This window comes from Blautia sp. 210820-DFI.6.14, from assembly GCF_020558815.1.
Lineage (GTDB): Bacteria > Bacillota > Clostridia > Lachnospirales > Lachnospiraceae > Blautia_A > Blautia_A obeum.
Genome location: NZ_JAJCKS010000020.1, coordinates 14,841 through 30,957, shown reverse-complemented (window position 1 = coordinate 30,957; position 16,117 = coordinate 14,841). Strand labels below are relative to the sequence as shown.

General features: G+C 35.8%; 21 protein-coding genes. 13 read left to right on the top strand and 8 right to left on the bottom strand.

The features are described from left to right. Position 1: 1 nt before the first annotated feature. Entirely contained in the window at positions 2-1,159 is a 1,158-nt protein-coding gene (locus LI112_RS13240) for a DUF6070 family protein (RefSeq protein WP_118012902.1), read from the top strand. Then, positions 1,146-2,384, top strand: a complete 1,239-nt coding sequence (locus tag LI112_RS13235) for a DUF6070 family protein (RefSeq protein ID WP_138277356.1) — start codon at positions 1,146-1,148, stop codon at positions 2,382-2,384. Before LI112_RS13240 ends, LI112_RS13235 begins: the two co-directional genes overlap by 14 nt. Positions 2,385-2,411: 27 nt before the next feature. Here LI112_RS13235 and LI112_RS13230 read toward each other — a convergent pair whose 3' ends face one another. Together LI112_RS13230 and LI112_RS13225 are read right to left on the bottom strand one after the other, a co-directional pair. Next, positions 2,412-4,208 carry a BlaR1 family beta-lactam sensor/signal transducer gene (locus LI112_RS13230; protein WP_138277357.1) on the bottom strand — a complete coding sequence of 599 codons (1,797 nt, stop codon included), beginning with the start codon at positions 4,206-4,208 and terminating at the stop codon, positions 2,412-2,414. Between the two features lie 10 nt (positions 4,209-4,218). Beyond that, on the bottom strand, positions 4,219-4,593 hold the full coding sequence (locus LI112_RS13225) for a BlaI/MecI/CopY family transcriptional regulator (protein WP_138277358.1): 375 nt from the start codon (positions 4,591-4,593) through the stop codon (positions 4,219-4,221). A 118-nt stretch (positions 4,594-4,711) separates the two neighbouring features. Here LI112_RS13225 and LI112_RS13220 point away from each other — a divergent pair, with 118 nt between their 5' ends. Continuing rightward, positions 4,712-5,125, top strand: coding sequence for a response regulator transcription factor (locus tag LI112_RS13220; RefSeq protein WP_138277359.1), 414 nt, complete (start codon positions 4,712-4,714; stop codon positions 5,123-5,125). A 23-nt stretch (positions 5,126-5,148) separates the two neighbouring features. Here LI112_RS13220 and LI112_RS13215 read toward each other — a convergent pair whose 3' ends face one another. Both LI112_RS13215 and mobC read right to left on the bottom strand, forming a co-directional pair. Then, positions 5,149-6,528 carry a relaxase/mobilization nuclease domain-containing protein gene (locus LI112_RS13215; RefSeq protein ID WP_138277360.1) on the bottom strand — a complete coding sequence of 460 codons (1,380 nt, stop codon included), beginning with the start codon at positions 6,526-6,528 and terminating at the stop codon, positions 5,149-5,151. Further along, a complete protein-coding gene (gene mobC / locus LI112_RS18535; RefSeq protein ID WP_005426517.1) occupies positions 6,477-6,818 on the bottom strand; it encodes a plasmid mobilization relaxosome protein MobC in 342 nt (113 codons plus the stop codon). The genes LI112_RS13215 and mobC overlap by 52 nt, the downstream gene beginning before the upstream one ends. A gap of 400 nt (positions 6,819-7,218) precedes the next feature. Here mobC and LI112_RS13205 point away from each other — a divergent pair, with 400 nt between their 5' ends. Further along, positions 7,219-7,578: an MmcQ/YjbR family DNA-binding protein gene (locus LI112_RS13205; RefSeq protein ID WP_138277361.1), complete on the top strand. Its 360-nt coding sequence runs from the start codon at positions 7,219-7,221 to the stop codon at positions 7,576-7,578. A 53-nt stretch (positions 7,579-7,631) separates the two neighbouring features. Here LI112_RS13205 and LI112_RS13200 read toward each other — a convergent pair whose 3' ends face one another. The 3 genes from LI112_RS13200 to LI112_RS13190 form a co-directional block, all read right to left on the bottom strand. After that, entirely contained in the window at positions 7,632-7,970 is a 339-nt protein-coding gene (locus tag LI112_RS13200) for a type II toxin-antitoxin system RelE/ParE family toxin (protein WP_019162149.1), read from the bottom strand. Continuing rightward, on the bottom strand, positions 7,957-8,130 hold the full coding sequence (locus tag LI112_RS13195; RefSeq protein WP_005426514.1) for a hypothetical protein: 174 nt from the start codon (positions 8,128-8,130) through the stop codon (positions 7,957-7,959). The genes LI112_RS13200 and LI112_RS13195 overlap by 14 nt, the downstream gene beginning before the upstream one ends. Before the next feature lie 94 nt (positions 8,131-8,224). Then, positions 8,225-8,488 (bottom strand): helix-turn-helix domain-containing protein, encoded by a 264-nt coding sequence (locus tag LI112_RS13190; RefSeq protein ID WP_015541275.1) that lies wholly within the window; start codon positions 8,486-8,488, stop codon positions 8,225-8,227. A 171-nt stretch (positions 8,489-8,659) separates the two neighbouring features. Between LI112_RS13190 and LI112_RS13185 the strand changes: the two genes are divergently transcribed. Next, positions 8,660-8,995: a hypothetical protein gene (locus LI112_RS13185; RefSeq protein ID WP_022214380.1), complete on the top strand. Its 336-nt coding sequence runs from the start codon at positions 8,660-8,662 to the stop codon at positions 8,993-8,995. 63 nt (positions 8,996-9,058) lie between these two features. Here the strand turns inward: LI112_RS13185 and LI112_RS13180 are convergent, their stop codons facing one another. Further along, a complete protein-coding gene (locus LI112_RS13180; protein WP_015524620.1) occupies positions 9,059-9,418 on the bottom strand; it encodes a helix-turn-helix domain-containing protein in 360 nt (119 codons plus the stop codon). Between the two features lie 504 nt (positions 9,419-9,922). On the opposite strand from LI112_RS13180, the gene LI112_RS13175 reads away from it, so the two are divergent. From LI112_RS13175 to LI112_RS13140, 8 genes are all read left to right on the top strand, one after another. Then, a complete protein-coding gene (locus LI112_RS13175) occupies positions 9,923-10,360 on the top strand; it encodes an RNA polymerase sigma factor (protein ID WP_005426505.1) in 438 nt (145 codons plus the stop codon). Beyond that, positions 10,347-10,619 (top strand): helix-turn-helix domain-containing protein, encoded by a 273-nt coding sequence (locus tag LI112_RS13170; protein ID WP_015541278.1) that lies wholly within the window; start codon positions 10,347-10,349, stop codon positions 10,617-10,619. Before LI112_RS13175 ends, LI112_RS13170 begins: the two co-directional genes overlap by 14 nt. Before the next feature lie 424 nt (positions 10,620-11,043). Continuing rightward, positions 11,044-11,265, top strand: a complete 222-nt coding sequence (locus tag LI112_RS13165; protein WP_021650362.1) for an excisionase — start codon at positions 11,044-11,046, stop codon at positions 11,263-11,265. Positions 11,266-11,369: 104 nt separating this feature from the next. Then, positions 11,370-12,584: a site-specific integrase gene (locus tag LI112_RS13160; protein WP_195656017.1), complete on the top strand. Its 1,215-nt coding sequence runs from the start codon at positions 11,370-11,372 to the stop codon at positions 12,582-12,584. A gap of 215 nt (positions 12,585-12,799) precedes the next feature. After that, positions 12,800-13,285, top strand: coding sequence for a low molecular weight protein-tyrosine-phosphatase (locus LI112_RS13155; protein ID WP_227190860.1), 486 nt, complete (start codon positions 12,800-12,802; stop codon positions 13,283-13,285). 233 nt (positions 13,286-13,518) lie between these two features. Further along, the gene (locus LI112_RS13150) at positions 13,519-14,445 is read left to right on the top strand and encodes a DUF5688 family protein (RefSeq protein WP_022387991.1); all 927 of its coding nucleotides are present in this window, start codon (positions 13,519-13,521) and stop codon (positions 14,443-14,445) included. Positions 14,446-14,520: 75 nt separating this feature from the next. Continuing rightward, entirely contained in the window at positions 14,521-15,285 is a 765-nt protein-coding gene (locus LI112_RS13145) for an N-acetylmuramoyl-L-alanine amidase (protein WP_022387992.1), read from the top strand. A gap of 22 nt (positions 15,286-15,307) precedes the next feature. Then, entirely contained in the window at positions 15,308-15,892 is a 585-nt protein-coding gene (locus tag LI112_RS13140) for a YdcF family protein (RefSeq protein WP_173904076.1), read from the top strand. Positions 15,893-16,117: the final 225 nt, after the last annotated feature.

Here is a 16,117-nt window from a genome sequence, read left to right as displayed (position 1 = left end):
TATGAAAAAAATTTGGAAAATATTTGTGGGAGTTATTTTTCTTGCTGTCTGTAGTGGATGTGGCATAAAGAAAGAGCAGAAAAAGACAATTGAAGATACGAAAGAAAAAATTTACAGAGAGTGTGAAATGCTAGCAGAAGGCTATCAGAGCATATATGAGAATGCTGTGAAAGAAAATGCACTATATGAGCTGAGTACAATACAAAAAAGTATGGATTATTTTGGAAAATATGGATATGCAGTAATTGATTCCTACAATCAGCTGGATATGGTTCAAAGTATTAAAGTAGATGATTTTTTGAAAAAAGCAGAAAAAGAGAAAAATGGAAAAACTACTATATTTCAAGTTATAGCAGGGGATCATTTTATTCGGTATGATCTGAAAACCAAACAGGGGAAAATAGACGTTGAAGTAAGCTCTTTTAAATGGAAAGAGGATACTTGGCAGGAAACATATTATCATGAGTTTAGAGCTAATTCATGGAAATATACAGAAAACGGGTATTTCTTTATGGAAGAATATCATCCGGCTGGATATGATGGACCGTCTGGATATCGGGCCTTTCGGGTAGTGCCGTTAAATAAAAAATGCAGGGAGCTGAATCGAAAATATATACTTCCTTTTGGATATACACTTAATAAATTGTTTACTTCTAATTGGAGTGAAAAAAATTATGATGGAATAAATTTTTATGATGTTTTTGACCGTTTACTTTCAATGGAAGAAAAAGCTGATGAATTTAAGGAAGGAAAGACTTATGAAATCCCAAAAGAATCATTTGAAGCGATATTTCAAAAATATTTTAATATAAGCGCAGAGATACTGCAGACAGGAACGGTATTTCACACGGAAACACAGACATATCGGTATCGAACCAGAGGAATCGTATATGATTTTGCTCCCACACCATATATTCCATATCCGGAAGTTGTTTCCTACATAGAAAATCAAGATGGAACAATAACACTGGAAGTAAATGCGGTATGGCCACAAAAAGAATTAGATCAGGCGTTTTGTCATAGCGTAACCATTCGGCTGTTAGATAAAGATAGATTTCAATATGTATCCAATTATGTATCAAGGTCAGAAATAGAGGTTACCTGGTATACGGAAAGATTATCAGACGAAAAGTGGGAGGAATGTTATGGAGATAATTGATATGAGTACAAAAAGAAAACTGAAAAAGATGGTGAGTGTTTTATTTATTTTGGGATGCTTTTTCATAGGAAATACAAAATGTAAAGGGGCTGATTTAGAATATATTTCACAGGAAACTGCGAATTATGCTGTACAAGAAAGAGGATATGATTTGCCAGTAGATGAAGTCGTGAAAGAAGAAGCTATTGAAGATTGTAAGAATGTTATGAATCAGATGAAAGCCATTTATCAAAAGGCGGATAAAGGAACTTCATCGAATGTAGTAGTTTCTGAGACAGTAATGGAAGAAATGCAGGAAGTATTAAAGGAAAAAAATGTCCCTGTTATTACATCAGCGCCGTATTCAAATATGGCTAATTATTCTAAAATGGAAGAATTTCTTTTCAGGGCAGAACAGGATCTGCCAGGAGATATCGTCTTATATAGGATTAACAGGGATGGTGGGATAGAAAGACTCAAATTCAATTATGATGGGACAGATATGTATTTGCTGGCTGCGAAAGTTGTTTGGGGTATGAACGACAATCCATCTATTGTATATGTTTCGTATACAAGGATAGAAGAATGGAAATATACAGAAAAAGGCTGGTTTGGTTATACGCTATGTGTTCCAAAATATCCGGAAGTATCAGAAGCGGTTGATGGCAGTTCTATGATAAGAATTAAACCTTTAAGTGATGAATGCAGGGAAGTTTCAAAGAGGTGTGTGTATTGGCTTGGATATCAGGGGAATAATCTTTTATGTTCTGATTGGGATAGATCTGATATGGAAGGGTTAGATTATAATGGTTTATATGAATATTTATATCGAATGAAATACGGGGAGAGATATGAGTTTTCAGGTAACTCAAGTGGAATTCCGGCAGAAGAGTTTGAAAATCTGATAATGGAGTTTTTGCCGATAACAGCGGAGCAAATTAAAAAATGGGCAGTATTTGATTCGGAACATCAAACTTATGACTGGGAACAATTTGGTTGTTTTAATTATAGCTTTGGAACATCTTTACCGGAGGTCGTTGAAATAAGAGATAGCGGAGAGGGAAACAATGTGCTGGTTGTTGATGCTGTATGTGATACATTTATATGTAATGATGCCGTTATTACAAGTGAGCTGACTGTTAAGTTCAACGATGATAAGAGTTTTAAATATATGGGGAATAAAATTCTGAATAATGGTACGAAAGAAATTCCCAAATATCAATATAGAATAAAAAGAAAGAACTGATAACAACTATCAGCCCTTTCATATTTGTTAATTCCATATATGTAATTTTTTTAAGATATCAGAAGTGATTTCAAATGCCTTTTTGCCAGTTGCATTAGAATCACTTTGGATATTGGTTGCAAAATAATAGCTGTTATCGGAAGTTTCTACATATCCGATAAACCAGCCGTTGATATCCTGTCCGTTGACACGACCGGTTCCAGTTTTTCCGTAGAAATTACCATTAGGTGTACTGGCAATTTTTATAGCATTTTTAACAGAAAATACATTTTGGGAATTTAGATGGAATTCATTTGTGTTAAATTTTTTCAATAATGTTACTTGCTCTAAAGGCGAGATTTTTAATGAAAAATCGGACCAGTATAAATCCAGATTTGAACTGGTTGTCTGGTTTCCATATTCTATTTTATTCAAAAATTCCTGGACTCTGTTAATTCCGAGCTGCGAATCAATTGCCTGGAAATACCAGTTAACGGAATTTTGCATAGCAGAGTTTAAATCCTGATCAGCTTCCCAGGATGGAAAAGGAAAGGCATCACCATTCCATGTCATGGAAGAGTGTTCTGGTGTGATGATTCCGGATTCCAACCCTAATAATGCATCGTATATTTTGTAGGTAGACTCTGGCGGAATACGTTTGGTGGCTTCTTCAAGATCGTATATTTTCCAGGAATCCAAATTATTGTCATACAAAACAAATGATCCATCATATGTTCCAAATGTTTCGGATATATCTAACAGGGAGATATTTTTGTCTGTATCACTAAAATGATATACGCTTTGAGTAGAGGCATCAATGGATAAAATGGGTGTACATCCAATAAAAACAGCACTAATGACCAGATAAATTATCAATGCTCTCATTTTTTGATAAAGAGTTTCTTTCCTAAAAACGGCGATGTTGAGAATACGTCGTTTCATCTGCCTGAAATTTCCGGACATTCCAACTGCCAGTGGAGAGGAAAAAGAGGATATTTTTTCTGCAAAATTAATCAGTGTAGTTCCATAAGCTTGGTATTCATCAGCAGAAATCATCTGCAATACAGCAGAATCACAGGCTATTTCACGGTCACAGAAAATTTCTTTTAAAGTGTACCAAACAAAAGGGTTAAACCAGTAGAGTATATTACTTATGACCATGAGGAAGCCAATAAATGTATCTTTGTGACGGTAATGCTGTAATTCGTGTAGCAGCATAAAACGCATATCATCAGGATTCAGTTCGGAAATTAAATGGATGGGAATGTAAATCCTGGGATGTATTATTCCGATTAAAACTGGTGATTTTAAAAATGCAGTACTGTAGACTGATACTGGGTAAGAGATTTTAAGTTCCTTTAAACAATTGTAATAAATAGTTTTTACCTGCTGATTTTGAAGCGGGAGAGCAGATCTTTTTATGGAACGTACATAGTTTAATGAATGAAGGGTGAGGACTGACATAATCATAACACCCGTTATCCATATTAGAAAGAGTATGGTATTCAAGCCTCCAGAAAATTGACTACTGATGGAAACTGAAAAATCATTCACCTGGTTTAACAAAATATTTTGTGTATTACTGGTAAGTTCGGATAGCGTGTCGGTACCAGAGTTAAGTCCTGAGTCAGTTTGAAAAAAATGTAACCATGAAAAAAGTTGTGAGCCATGAATCTGTACAGGAAAAAATGGCACGGCAAGTAATAAAAATAAAAGAAAACAGAGATGGTACTGTGTAGCCGCAGATAAATATTTTTTCAGAAGTTTTTTTGTTCCGATTATTACAAGTGTAAAAATACATATGAAGATATTACTGATTAAAAAGTGGATGATCCAGTTGCTCATTGAAAACCTCCTATTTCTGATGTTTTGATAATAAATGGCGTAAGTTATCAATTTCTGTTGAAGAGAGCTTATCGTCTTCAAGGTAAGAAGCCAGCATAGAAGAAAGATTTCCATTATAATATCGCTTTAAAAAAGAATTGCTTTCCTGGCGTATATATTCATCTTCTTGGACTAATGGAGTATAGACAAATACCCGGCTTTGTTTTTCGTAGGAAAGAGCTTTTTTGGAAACAAGTCTCTTGATAAGAGTTTGAATTGTTTTTGGACTCCAGCTGATAGTTAGAGTAAGTTTTTCTGTAATTTCATTTGTATTGATGGGAGCATATTTCCATACAATTTTCATAACTTCAAATTCGGCTTCTGAAATCTGGGGTAGTGACATAATAAAATCCTCCTGCTAAATCCTACATATGTAATAAATATATTATATTACTTGTAGAAGAAAAAAGTCAAATGGCAGATGATATATAGAATATAAAATTAATAATGTAGAGGCAATAAAGGTGAAAAAGGTAGAAATTATTGAGAGAATCACAGATGCTAATGGAAGCATAAGTGAAAACATATTGACTAGCTGGGAACATAAAAACCAATTCATACCGGAAATTATAAGGTTTGGAGAATTAAAAATATATCTACAGGAACGAATTGTTAAAAAGAATGATAGTGATGTTCATCTTTCAAAATATGAATATGATATTTTACTTTTTTTAGCGAAAAGTCCAGGTAGAATATTTGGAAAAGAAATGGTTTATGATCTGGTATGGAATGAACCTTATTCCGGTGATTATAATGTGGTTATGCGACATATCTGCAATATCAGAGAAAAAATAGAAGATGATCCTGGACAACCATTATATATACAAACAGTACGAGGTGTAGGATATCGGTTTAATGGGAATTTAGGCAGCGAGTGAAATCGCTGCCTATTATTATGGTTTTACAAAGAAGGGAGTTGGTTATGAGAAGATCTTTGTATTTCAGGAGCATCCTGTTTGAGATATTTGGACAGGTTTTGATGTATCAATTCCAACTCTTTTATTTCTTGCTTAAAAGAAACGTATTGAGTATTTAGAGATTCTTTTCTGGAAATAAGATCTGCAATTTGCTCTTGCAACTTATTGGAATTAAGATGTTTCAGGTTTATACCATTTTCCTGTAAAATATGTTCAGCACCCGCGAAAAGAATAATTTGAGATTCATATTTACGGAAATAACGATCTGGATCTTTGGAGCTTTTATAATGGTCGTCGTAAATTTTATTTTTCTGATATTGTTCGGCATATTTTAGCATTTCTCGAAGATGGCGTATCTGAGACTCGAGAGAAACAACAGAGGTATTTACCTCTTTTTGCTGCATATGTAACAAGGCTATGCGGTCTTCAAGTTCTGAAAAATTATGTAGATTATGTGTGAACATCTTGTTATATTCAGCAGAGACAATTTTTAAATTTTCCTTATTTGCCCATTTCTGAAGTCCAATGTTTCCTGCTATATTGGGAGCATTGGTATCTATTAATTTGTTATGAACAGAAGGAAAAATAGCTTTCTGACGTTTATTTTCAATGCGTTCTTTGATACGTTCCTTAGTAAAGTTTTTTCCTAAAGATTTAGCACTTCCACGCACTGGACGGGACATATCGGGAGAACGAAAGGTAATGTATTTTCTGCTGTTTTCGCCAAATTCTGCGTTTTTTATTTCATATCCTTTAGCTTCCATAAATGTAAGAAATTCTGAATAAGTGGAAACGATCCGGATTGTCTGGTTGATATCTTTTCGCAGCTGCGTTTTTTTACTGGATTCAGATTTATTTGCAGCCCATTCATTGTATTTCATTCCCTTTTTACCATCTGGCATAATTGTGGACAGGTTATGTTCCAGGCATAAAGTGTCGCTGAGATTTCGTATTTTCCAGTAATTCTTTTTACAGTCATGGTAATGAGAAAAAGTGATGTTATCTGCAGAACAGAAAATTAAATGGTTATGTACATGACCTTTATCAGTGTGTGTTGTCAGAACATAGGAGTATTTTCCCTCCAGTAAGCGATCCGCAAGTTCTTTGCCAATTTGATGGGCTTCTTCATAGGAAACTTCACCAGGGGAAAATGCCTGAATCAGATGAAATGCCTTATTTGTATTGTGCGGATCTCTGCAGTCATGTGTATGATCCAAAGTGTATTTGAAGTCAAGAACGGCTGTTTCGGGAGAGCAGGCAAAGGAAGAAATATATAGATTCTGGCCAGTTTTATCTGGATTGCAGATGTATTCTATTGCTTTATCAACGGTTGTTTTGATACCATGGATTTTTGTAACTGCCATATTTTTTCCATTAACTCCTTTATATCGTCCAGGTCCTTTGGGTAAACTGTATTGGTACTGTTTATACGATGGGTGATCTGATTCAAATTGCTGCTGATATTGCCCAGCAGGGTATTCATTTTTCGGATATGAGAGTAGTCTACTTCATATACAAATCCATATAAGATCATTTTCCGTAGAAAGGCAGATTTGCTTTTCATCCTGGAAAGACGATATTTTTCTTCTAAAATGTATTGTTCGTCATCATTCAAATAAAATTGTACGGGATGAATTCTGGTACGTTTGCTCATTGAAATCCTCCAATTCGTTTTTTTCTATAAAAAAGAGTACAAAAAAACTGTCTAACCAGTTCGGCTATGACAGTTATGGTACTTGGTTTTTTGTTGGTTTGGACAGATGTATCTGTAAGTTATTTTAACAGGACTGGGTGAAAGCGTCAAATTAAGAAATTATAAAATATGAGAGGGCCAGGGATACTCCCTGATACATTTTGGTAGAATGAACCGGAAAGGGAATTTGACAAAATGAGCCAGTTGTCATGACACTGGCAGTGCTTGCTTCTTTTGGGGTGTAGCCTGCAAAGCAGGCTATGCAAAAGCTATAAAACATAAATAGAACTGTGAGAAGTGGTTGAGAATATAATCCTGATAGCGTATAATCAGAGCAAGAAATCGTAAGTGAGGGATAAATTTGAAACGTGAGGAAATTTTTCAATATGTGAAAGAGCAATATGGAACGGAACCGGAATATTTATGGAAAAAAGATCCTGATTCTGCGGTGCTTCGACATAAAAATGGAAAATGGTATGCTATAATTATGGCAGTGGAAAAGAAAACACTGGGATTAGAAGAAGATGGAAAAATTAATATCCTGGATGTAAAATGTGACCCTGATCTGGTTGGGATGTTAATTGAAACGTATGGATTTTTACCGGGGTATCATATGAATAAGCGACACTGGATTACGATTCTTTTGGATGAATCTGTCAGTGAAGCTAAGACGCTAGATTTTCTGGATATGAGTTATGATTTAATTGACAGTGGGAAGTAATTAAAATTAAAAAGGAAGCCTTTCAGAAAAATCTCTGATCGGCTCCCAGGTATTCATTCTGGATATGTATAAGTTGATCTTTGCAACAGGATATTTTCCCAATCTCGTTCATGGCGCAGCACTCGGAGAATATGAATCTCTTTTGTTTCTTCCATTATAATATAAAAAATAATAGATGGCGGAAAAGATCTTTTATGTATGGAATATCCTCTGTACAGAATTTGAGTTCGGGGAAAGGCAGTACTGAACTGGCCTAAATTCTGCATTTGTTCTTTCAGATCAGATTGAAAACGGTCAGCACGTTGCTGGCCGAATTCTTCTTCAATATAATCTGCAATGTCTGTGACATCGTAAATTGCTTCCCAGGTTAAAATAATTTTATATTCTTGCATTTCTTCGTGCATCCCTTAATTCTGTGATTTTGCGAAAAGCATCTTCCAGTGGCAATTCACGACCAGCTTCCATATCATCAATTCCCCGGTCTAACATGCGGAGAAGATGATTGTTTTCCTGGTTTTTATCGGTTGTAGGGACTTTTTTTGTTAATTCCATGAAATCACTCCAATCATACGGTTTATAAATAGTGTATGTTGTTCAGAAGTATCTATCCATAGTTTAGCATAGAATGGGCAGCAATACAATTGAATTATTTTGCAGGAGCGTCCGTCAGACCAAGAAGATATTCGCAGGAAACATTAAATACTTCGGCCAGTGCGACAACTTCGTAGTCGGGAACGAAACGTGTGCCTTGTTCAATTCGCAGGATTGCCAGATCATTAAAATCATATCCTGCAAGTTGTAATTTGGCAGCGAGTGTTTTCTGAGTAAGATTATGAGCCTTTCGTAATTCTTTTACCCGTTGTCCTATTCTGTTTTTACTGTTCGTTTTTTTATCCCAATAAATAATCATTCTGATCCTCAAAAGTTTCTAAAGATGAAGTATTATTATTGATTTTAAGGAAAAATATTGTTACTATACTTCTAAAGATGAAGTTTTTGGAAAGTTTATTTGATTTTTGAAATAAGAAAATGATAATGCTGCCTGTAATGAGAAATAATTCTAATGAGAGGTGGAAAGAAGATGAATGAATTTTATGAAGCAGTATCGAATTTATTTGAGGAATTGCGCTGTGACTTCGGAGAAAGAGAATATACAGTACAGCCGGAAGAATGGAAAGAAGCAGAGAAGAATTTGAAACAAATACAAAAGAAGCTGCCACTACATCTGGAAAAAATCCCAGAGCGTGAGCAGAATTTCTGGAATAAATATCTGGATCAGTTAGAACATTTCCATTATGAAGAGGAGCAGCGGGCTTATTACCAGGGAATGATGGATGTAGTTGAGTTTCTTATTAATATAGGGGCAATAAAGAAATCCACGAATGTTAAGAGAATGATAGAAAAATATGCACGTTAAGAGTGGCGGTATGGGAAACCATACCGCTTCTTCAGAATAATTCAGATAGAATTCAAATGAATTTCAGGGATCTTGTTTATCGTGGTCTGTAGGAATTTTGTATGTGCGCAGGTATGCTTCTACGATGGCAAGGATAGCGGTAATTTGCTCATCGTTGCATTTTGACAGGTACATGAGCAGGCGTTGATAATCAAGATTATCTGTATGATTGTTTGGATAAAACAATGGTTCAGGAGGAACATTTAAAGCGCGTACCAGTTTTCTGATTTTATGAAAACTCGGAACTCGGCCCCCATTTTCAATTTCCTTTAAATATCGGCTGGACATTTCTGCTTTTTCAGCTAATTCTTCATAAGTCAATTTTTGCTCGTGTCGGGCGTTCTTAAAAAACAATCCCAGTTCTTTATCTGTTTGTTTTGGCATATGATACACCTCCATGTTTAGTGTATAGTTCCCTTTCTTGAAAGAAAATGAACTAATATTTCACTAAAAAAGAGGGTGATATTTCACTTTTTAAAAGACATATAAAATTCTGAATTTCCGTAAAACAGATCCGGAGGTATAGGAAAGATTAAGAATTTTATTGTCTGGTATCATATCCGTCATTACGTGACGGATGAAATAGATAAATAGTTCAAAAAAGCAAATAAATTTCTTTACCTCAAAAAGTGAATTATATGCCACAAAAAATGATGGCAAAATATTATCTTTTGATATAAATAGCGTCCGATGGGCTAAAAACTACCCATTAGGACGTTTTTTATATACCTCAAAATACAGGAAAAACAATTTTCTCGTATTTATTAAGAAATTTTTTAAAAATTTCTTCCCACACCCCGACAAATGCACTCATCCGTTTGGGATATGTGTGAAGGGGAAGCAAGAACTTTGCTTATTGCCTACCGGCGGGGAAGGAGGTGAACTCTTATGGAGCAATCCTCTTTTCAAGATGAGCAGACAGTCAGACATCAGTTTGATTCTCTGTGCAAGCTGGCATTGAAAAGTGAAGTTATTAATTATGAAAAGCATATGGCATATCGCCAGAAGTATGAAGTGATGTTGTCAGAATTATCAGAAAAGGAGTTGAGCAGACTTTTTATAATGGATGAGCATGAAATGGAAACACATCGTTTTCAGGTCCTGGGTTACGACATAGAAGTCAAAGATGCATTGATTGCTGAAGCACTGCAGACACTTACTGAAAAGAAAAGGAATGTTGTGTTATTATCATATTTTATGGATATGAGTGATGCAGACATTGCCAGAGAAATGAATCTTGTACGCAGCACAATTAATGAGCATCGTAGACGATCACTGGAACTGATGAGAAAAAATATGGAGGAATCTGCAAATGAAAAAAAGTAAAAAACAGAAATGCGCATTTGATTTGCTGCCATTCCATGTTATTGAGGCAGCATCAACTGGTGATACTGAGGCAATCCAGGCAGTGTTGAAGCATTATGAAGGGTACATAACAGTTTTGGCTACCAGAAAAATGTTTGACGAATTTGGACAGGTGCATTACTGTGTAGATGAAACTCTGCGTCAACGCCTGGAAGCAAAACTGATTACTAAGACCTTGGGATTTGATACGAAATCATATGTAAGGAAAAGTAATCAGTAAAGGGAGTATTTAATATAGATTCCTTTTCCCCTTCAGGAATTTTTGTACCTTGAAAATTGTATATTGTTTTACATACAGGACGTGAAGATATGTAGAGCCACTAGGTAAATCCGCCATGATATATCTGCTCTGTTAATGGAGTAAATACGAGGAAATGCTGAAATATAACATTGAAGTAAAGGTATGGAGCGAGAAGAATTTGACAAAATGTGTAGCAGCTGCACAGGGCGACGAAGCATATCTGTGATAATGATACTTCCAGAAAAAATCTGGTCATATTTAATGACGGTGCAAAACCGATGTGGGCAGAGTACTGAACTGCCACCTGTATTGTAATTTTATCTGCCGATGACAGTGTATAAAATTGTAAATTGTCATGGGCAGATAAAAATGTTTTGTCCAAAGAGAAAAGGAGGAGAGAAGAGTGGCGATTAAAATTGAAAAAGGTAAGATTCCAATTTGGGAAAAATATATGCTTACGGTGGATGAAGCAGTGCAATATTTCGGAATAGGTGAAAAGAAAATAAGGATGCTTATTTCGGAACATCTAAATTCAGAATGTTGCTTTACAGTCCAGGTGGGGTGTAAGTCATTGATTAACCGTAAGAAATTTGAGGCCTTTCTGGATCAGACTACGTCTTTGTAAAAAATATACGAACAATTTAGCGCTTTAAAGTGGAAATGTTAGCCCTGGTATGATATAATACCTATATCGTGCTAGGGCTTCTTCGTAGAAAGGGGCGAAGACGTTTGGGTAAAACAAAACGTGACCAAAAACGACGAGATAAAAAAGGTCGAATTTTACGAAACGGAGAAAGTCAGAGAAAAGATGGAAGATATGCGTTTGTATATACAGATTGTTATGGAAAGCAGAAGTTTTTGTATAGTTGGAAATTAGAGCCAACAGATTCTCTGCCAACTGGATGCAGACCATGCTTAGCTCTAAGGGAAAAAGAAAAAAATATCCAAAGAGATTTACATGATGGTATAGTACCTTACGGAGGAAATTTAACAGTTTTGGATTTGGTTCAAAAATATATTGGACAAAAAAAGGGGGTTCGTCATAATACTCAGGCGAACTATGATTTTGTGATCAATATAATAAAAAAAGAAGAATTCGGAACCAGAAGAATAGATAAAATAAAATTGTCGGATGCAAAAGCATGGTTTATTAAGCTGCAAGCAGATGGAAGAGGATACAGTTCCATTCACAGTGTGCGTGGAATTGTAAGACCTGCATTTCAGATGGCAGTTGAAGATGATTTACTGCGCAAGAATCCTTTTGAATTTCAATTATGTACAGTTGTCGTAAATGACAGTGTTACAAGACAGGCAATTACAAAAGAACAGGAAGAGTTATTTCTGGAGTTTATCAGAAATGATGCCCATTACTCAAAATACTATAATGGAATGTTTATTTTGTTTAAGACTGGACTTCGTATTTCTGAGTTTTGTGGATTGACAGTGAAAGATATTGATCTTCAGGAGAGAAAAATCAATGTGAATCATCAGCTTCAGAGAACCAGAGGAATGCAGTACGTCATTGAAGATACCAAAACTTCAAGTGGAACACGAATGTTACCGATGACAGATGAAGTTTATGAATGTTTTGAACAGATTGTGAAAAACCGTAAAAAAGTAAGGGTTGAGCCGATTATAGATGGATATAGTCGATTCTTATTCCTGGATAAAAAAGATATGCCTGAGGTAGCACTTCATTGGGAAAAACATTTTCAGTGGGCGTTAGGAAAGTATAATCGTACTCATGAGGAACAAATGCCAAAGATCACGCCTCATGTATGTAGGCATACATATTGTTCCAATATGGCGAAAGCTGGAATGAATCCGAAAGCACTCCAATATTTAATGGGACATTCTGATATAGGGGTTACGTTAAATGTATATACGCATCTGGGATTAATTGATGCAAAAGAAGAGATGAATAGGATTGCAAAACTGGCATAGTATGATAAAATAATAGAAAAAAGAATTAAAAATAATCTGATTATAAGGTTCTTAGAAAGCCTGTTTTCCAGGCTGATTATTACTAAGAAGTTACTAAATTTGGATAAGAAAATATACGAATTTATGCTGTGATATACAGGAAAATGACAGGATTGAAGATTATCGGAAAATGCCTGTAAACAGCGTAAATACAGCATTTCAAGGAGTTTTAAGCAATGATAAGAGTGTTATTTGTCTGCCACGGCAATATCTGTCGTTCTCCAATGGCAGAATTTATATTTAAGGACATGGTCAATAACCGTGGACTAGGTGACCAGTTCTACATCGCCTCTGCGGCAACGAGTACAGAGGAAATCTGGAATGGAATCGGTAACCCGGTATATCCACCGGCGAAGCGTGAACTGGCGAAACATGGGATTACATGTGAAGGGAAAAGGGCAGTACAGCTTAAAAAATCAGATTATAATAAATATGATTATCTGATTGGAATGGAAGAGCGAAACAGAAGAAATATGCTTCGAATTCTAGGCAAAGATCCGGAAAAGAAAGTGAGCCTTCTGCTGGATTATGCGGACGAACACGGGGATATCGCAGATCCATGGTACACAGGAAATTTTGACATTACATATCGCGACGTAGTCAGGGGATGCGAGGGCTTTCTGACATATCTGGAAGGCAAAGGGCAGATTATTATGAATTAAACTGACCTGATCTGAATTTTATTCTAAAGTATTTTATAATAAGAAATGTTATAAAAACAATTGTCGATATTCACGAATTTTGTCGAACGAATTTTCTTTACATAAACAATATTATGCGGTATCCTCTAGATACAGCAACTCTTGAAGGGAGCATCTGCTTCCTTCTTTTTTTCAAATCTATTTAAGTCATGGGCAGATCGCCCGAATAATTCAGGAAAGATGAGGAATTGAATATGGAAAACGGTTACGAAAACTTCGTGGACACTTTGAGACAGAGTCTTCTTAAGGAAACTTCTTATGAAGAAGAAATGATCTGTTATAAGAAGGCTGAGGAATATCCTCCGACTTCGGGTGACAGACTGCTTTTGAAAAACAGACAGAAGGAAGGCGTTTATGAAGTCTGTGCACTTTATGTGCGAGATCTGTATGATGAATTTCAAAATGGATGGAGCATGGAGAATATCATACAGGAAATTATGAAAAGATTAGATACGCTTGCTCGTTCCGAGTGTTTTGAGAAAAGTAAAAATCTGGACAGTTACGAAAAGGTAAAGGGAGATCTGTTTATCCGCCTGATGAATGTGGTTAAATATCGAGATGAACTGAAGAATGCAATTTTTCGAACCGTTGGGGATATTGCACTGGTATTATATGCCCGGATGGGAGAACTGGATGGATGCAGTACCAGCATTAAAATAAAAAAACATATGTTACAGAAATGGGAGCAGGATGAACAGTCAGTGTTTAATGAGGCACTTTTGAATACGTATTTTATTTCGCCACCAAGAATTTATTGCTGGGAGAAACTTCTATATAATTTGGATTATGAAGGCGAGAATTTTATGAATCTGCTGTTTGATATGTCTTTGAAGAAAGATGCAATAGGAAATTGTCTGAGTACATCTGTCCGGACCAATGGAGCAGTGGCTGTTTTTTTACCCGGAGTTGCGCAACGATTGGGGAAACTTATTGGTGGCAGTTTTTATATGGTGTTTACAAGTATTCATGAGGTAATGATACACAGCGAAGATAGTGCAGATCCAAGAAAGCTAAAAGAGGTTCTGGCAGAGACTGTAGAGGAAACGACACCGGAAGAAGATTTTCTTACCTATTATGTGTACCATTACAATGCGGAAACTGGTCAGTTCAGCTATTATTGAAGCAATCTGATTATCCCGTATGCTTTTTATCAGTGTGTGCATATACTAATTAAAAAGCAGTCAGGAGATACAAAATTGGCTTATAAAATTGTTTTGGATGCGGGACATGGCGGAACGGATCCCGGTGCTGTATATAATGGAAGAAATGAAAAAGATGATAATCTTGCACTTGCACAAGCGGTAGGAAAAATCCTTGAAGACAATGGTGTGGATGTGGTATATACTAGAACAGAAGATATTTACCAGACGCCATTTGAGAAGGCAAGAATCGCAAATCAGTCAGGTGCAGATTATTTTATCTCTTTTCATCGGAATAGCAGCCCTGAAGATAATCAATATCAGGGCGTAGAAGTTCTGGTATATGACAAAAGTGGAATTAAGTATCAGATGGCACAAAATATTGTTGGAGCACTGGGGGAACTTGGATTCAGAGAAATAGGAGTAAAAGAACGTCCGGGACTGGTCGTTCTGCGAAGAACCAGAATGCCTGCTCTTCTCATTGAAACCGGATTTATAAACTCAGATGCGGATAATGCATTATATGATGAGAAAAAAGATGAAATAGCACAGGCGATTGCAGGCGCAATTCTAGGAACGTTATCGGAAGAAACGATAGAAGCTCCTTTGTATTATCGGGTACAGACCGGCGCATTTCGGAACAGAGAGAATGCAGACCGTATGCTTTATCAATTGACAGATCAGGGATATCCGGCATTTCTGTTGAATGAAAATGATTTATATAAAGTACAGGTTGGTGCATTTCAGCAGATCGGAAATGCAATAAATATGGAACAACGCCTCAGAGATGCAGGATATAGTACGGTCATTGTAACAAAATAAACCAAAAGAGAAGGTATCGAATATGTACGAAGAGTTCATAAAAGAAACAAGTAAGTTCATTTTTGCAGAAAATAAGCCAGAGAAAGCGGATATTATTTTTGTACCCGGCAATGGTTATTCACAGATGGCAGAGAGAGCGGCACAGCTGTATGCGAAAAAATATGCTCCATTTGTACTGCCAAGTGGAAAATACAGTATTTCTACAGGCAGATTTGGCGGAGTACTGACTGGTCAGAAACGGTACAGTGGAGAGTATCAGACGGAATGGGAATTTTTAAAGGATGTACTGATGAAGAATGGTGTGCCGGCGGATGCTGTTCTGAAGGAAGATCAGGCGACATTTACCTGGGAAAATGCAAAGTTTTCCAGAAAAGTTACAGATCAGGCTGGTATTAATATAAGGAAGGCAATTATTTGTTGCAAAAATTATCATGCCAGAAGAGCTTTGATGTATTATCAGAGGGCATATCCGGACACTGAGTTTCGGGTATGCCCATGTTGCATTGATGGCATTACCAGAGATAATTGGACAGAGTCTGAGAGAGGAATAAAAGAAGTTCTTGCAGAAGTAAACAGAATAGTCACTCAATTCTCACTAATGATGTAATCTTGTTAAATATAAAAAAAATAATTTGGGGGTGTCGAAAAAAGTAGAACTGTGATATAATGCTTGTGTCGTAAAATAAAATATTGTGTTACAAATTAGTTACGAAAAGATAAAAGTTTCATATACGACAAAATAGATATTTTTATATTACAGTACTTAAATTCGAATTATATATGATATAGAAACAAGTTACATTTTTTGTTTAAAGATTACATAAATAATATG

Bases quoted from the DNA above. Each gene is read 5' to 3' on its own strand.
- LI112_RS13240 (WP_118012902.1), top strand. From the start codon at position 2: ATGAAAAAAATTTGGAAAATATTTGTGGGAGTTATTTTTCTTGCTGTC.
- LI112_RS13235 (WP_138277356.1), top strand. From the start codon at position 1,146: ATGGAGATAATTGATATGAGTACAAAAAGAAAACTGAAAAAGATGGTG.
- LI112_RS13230 (WP_138277357.1), bottom strand. From the start codon at position 4,208: ATGAGCAACTGGATCATCCACTTTTTAATCAGTAATATCTTCATATGT.
- LI112_RS13215 (WP_138277360.1), bottom strand. From the start codon at position 6,528: ATGGCAGTTACAAAAATCCATGGTATCAAAACAACCGTTGATAAAGCA.
- mobC (WP_005426517.1), bottom strand. From the start codon at position 6,818: ATGAGCAAACGTACCAGAATTCATCCCGTACAATTTTATTTGAATGAT.
- LI112_RS13200 (WP_019162149.1), bottom strand. From the start codon at position 7,970: ATGCAAGAATATAAAATTATTTTAACCTGGGAAGCAATTTACGATGTC.
- LI112_RS13195 (WP_005426514.1), bottom strand. From the start codon at position 8,130: ATGGAATTAACAAAAAAAGTCCCTACAACCGATAAAAACCAGGAAAAC.
- LI112_RS13190 (WP_015541275.1), bottom strand. From the start codon at position 8,488: ATGATTATTTATTGGGATAAAAAAACGAACAGTAAAAACAGAATAGGA.
- LI112_RS13185 (WP_022214380.1), top strand. From the start codon at position 8,660: ATGAATGAATTTTATGAAGCAGTATCGAATTTATTTGAGGAATTGCGC.
- LI112_RS13180 (WP_015524620.1), bottom strand. From the start codon at position 9,418: ATGCCAAAACAAACAGATAAAGAACTGGGATTGTTTTTTAAGAACGCC.
- LI112_RS13175 (WP_005426505.1), top strand. From the start codon at position 9,923: ATGGAGCAATCCTCTTTTCAAGATGAGCAGACAGTCAGACATCAGTTT.
- LI112_RS13170 (WP_015541278.1), top strand. From the start codon at position 10,347: ATGAAAAAAAGTAAAAAACAGAAATGCGCATTTGATTTGCTGCCATTC.
- LI112_RS13155 (WP_227190860.1), top strand. From the start codon at position 12,800: ATGATAAGAGTGTTATTTGTCTGCCACGGCAATATCTGTCGTTCTCCA.
- LI112_RS13150 (WP_022387991.1), top strand. From the start codon at position 13,519: ATGGAAAACGGTTACGAAAACTTCGTGGACACTTTGAGACAGAGTCTT.
- LI112_RS13140 (WP_173904076.1), top strand. From the start codon at position 15,308: ATGTACGAAGAGTTCATAAAAGAAACAAGTAAGTTCATTTTTGCAGAA.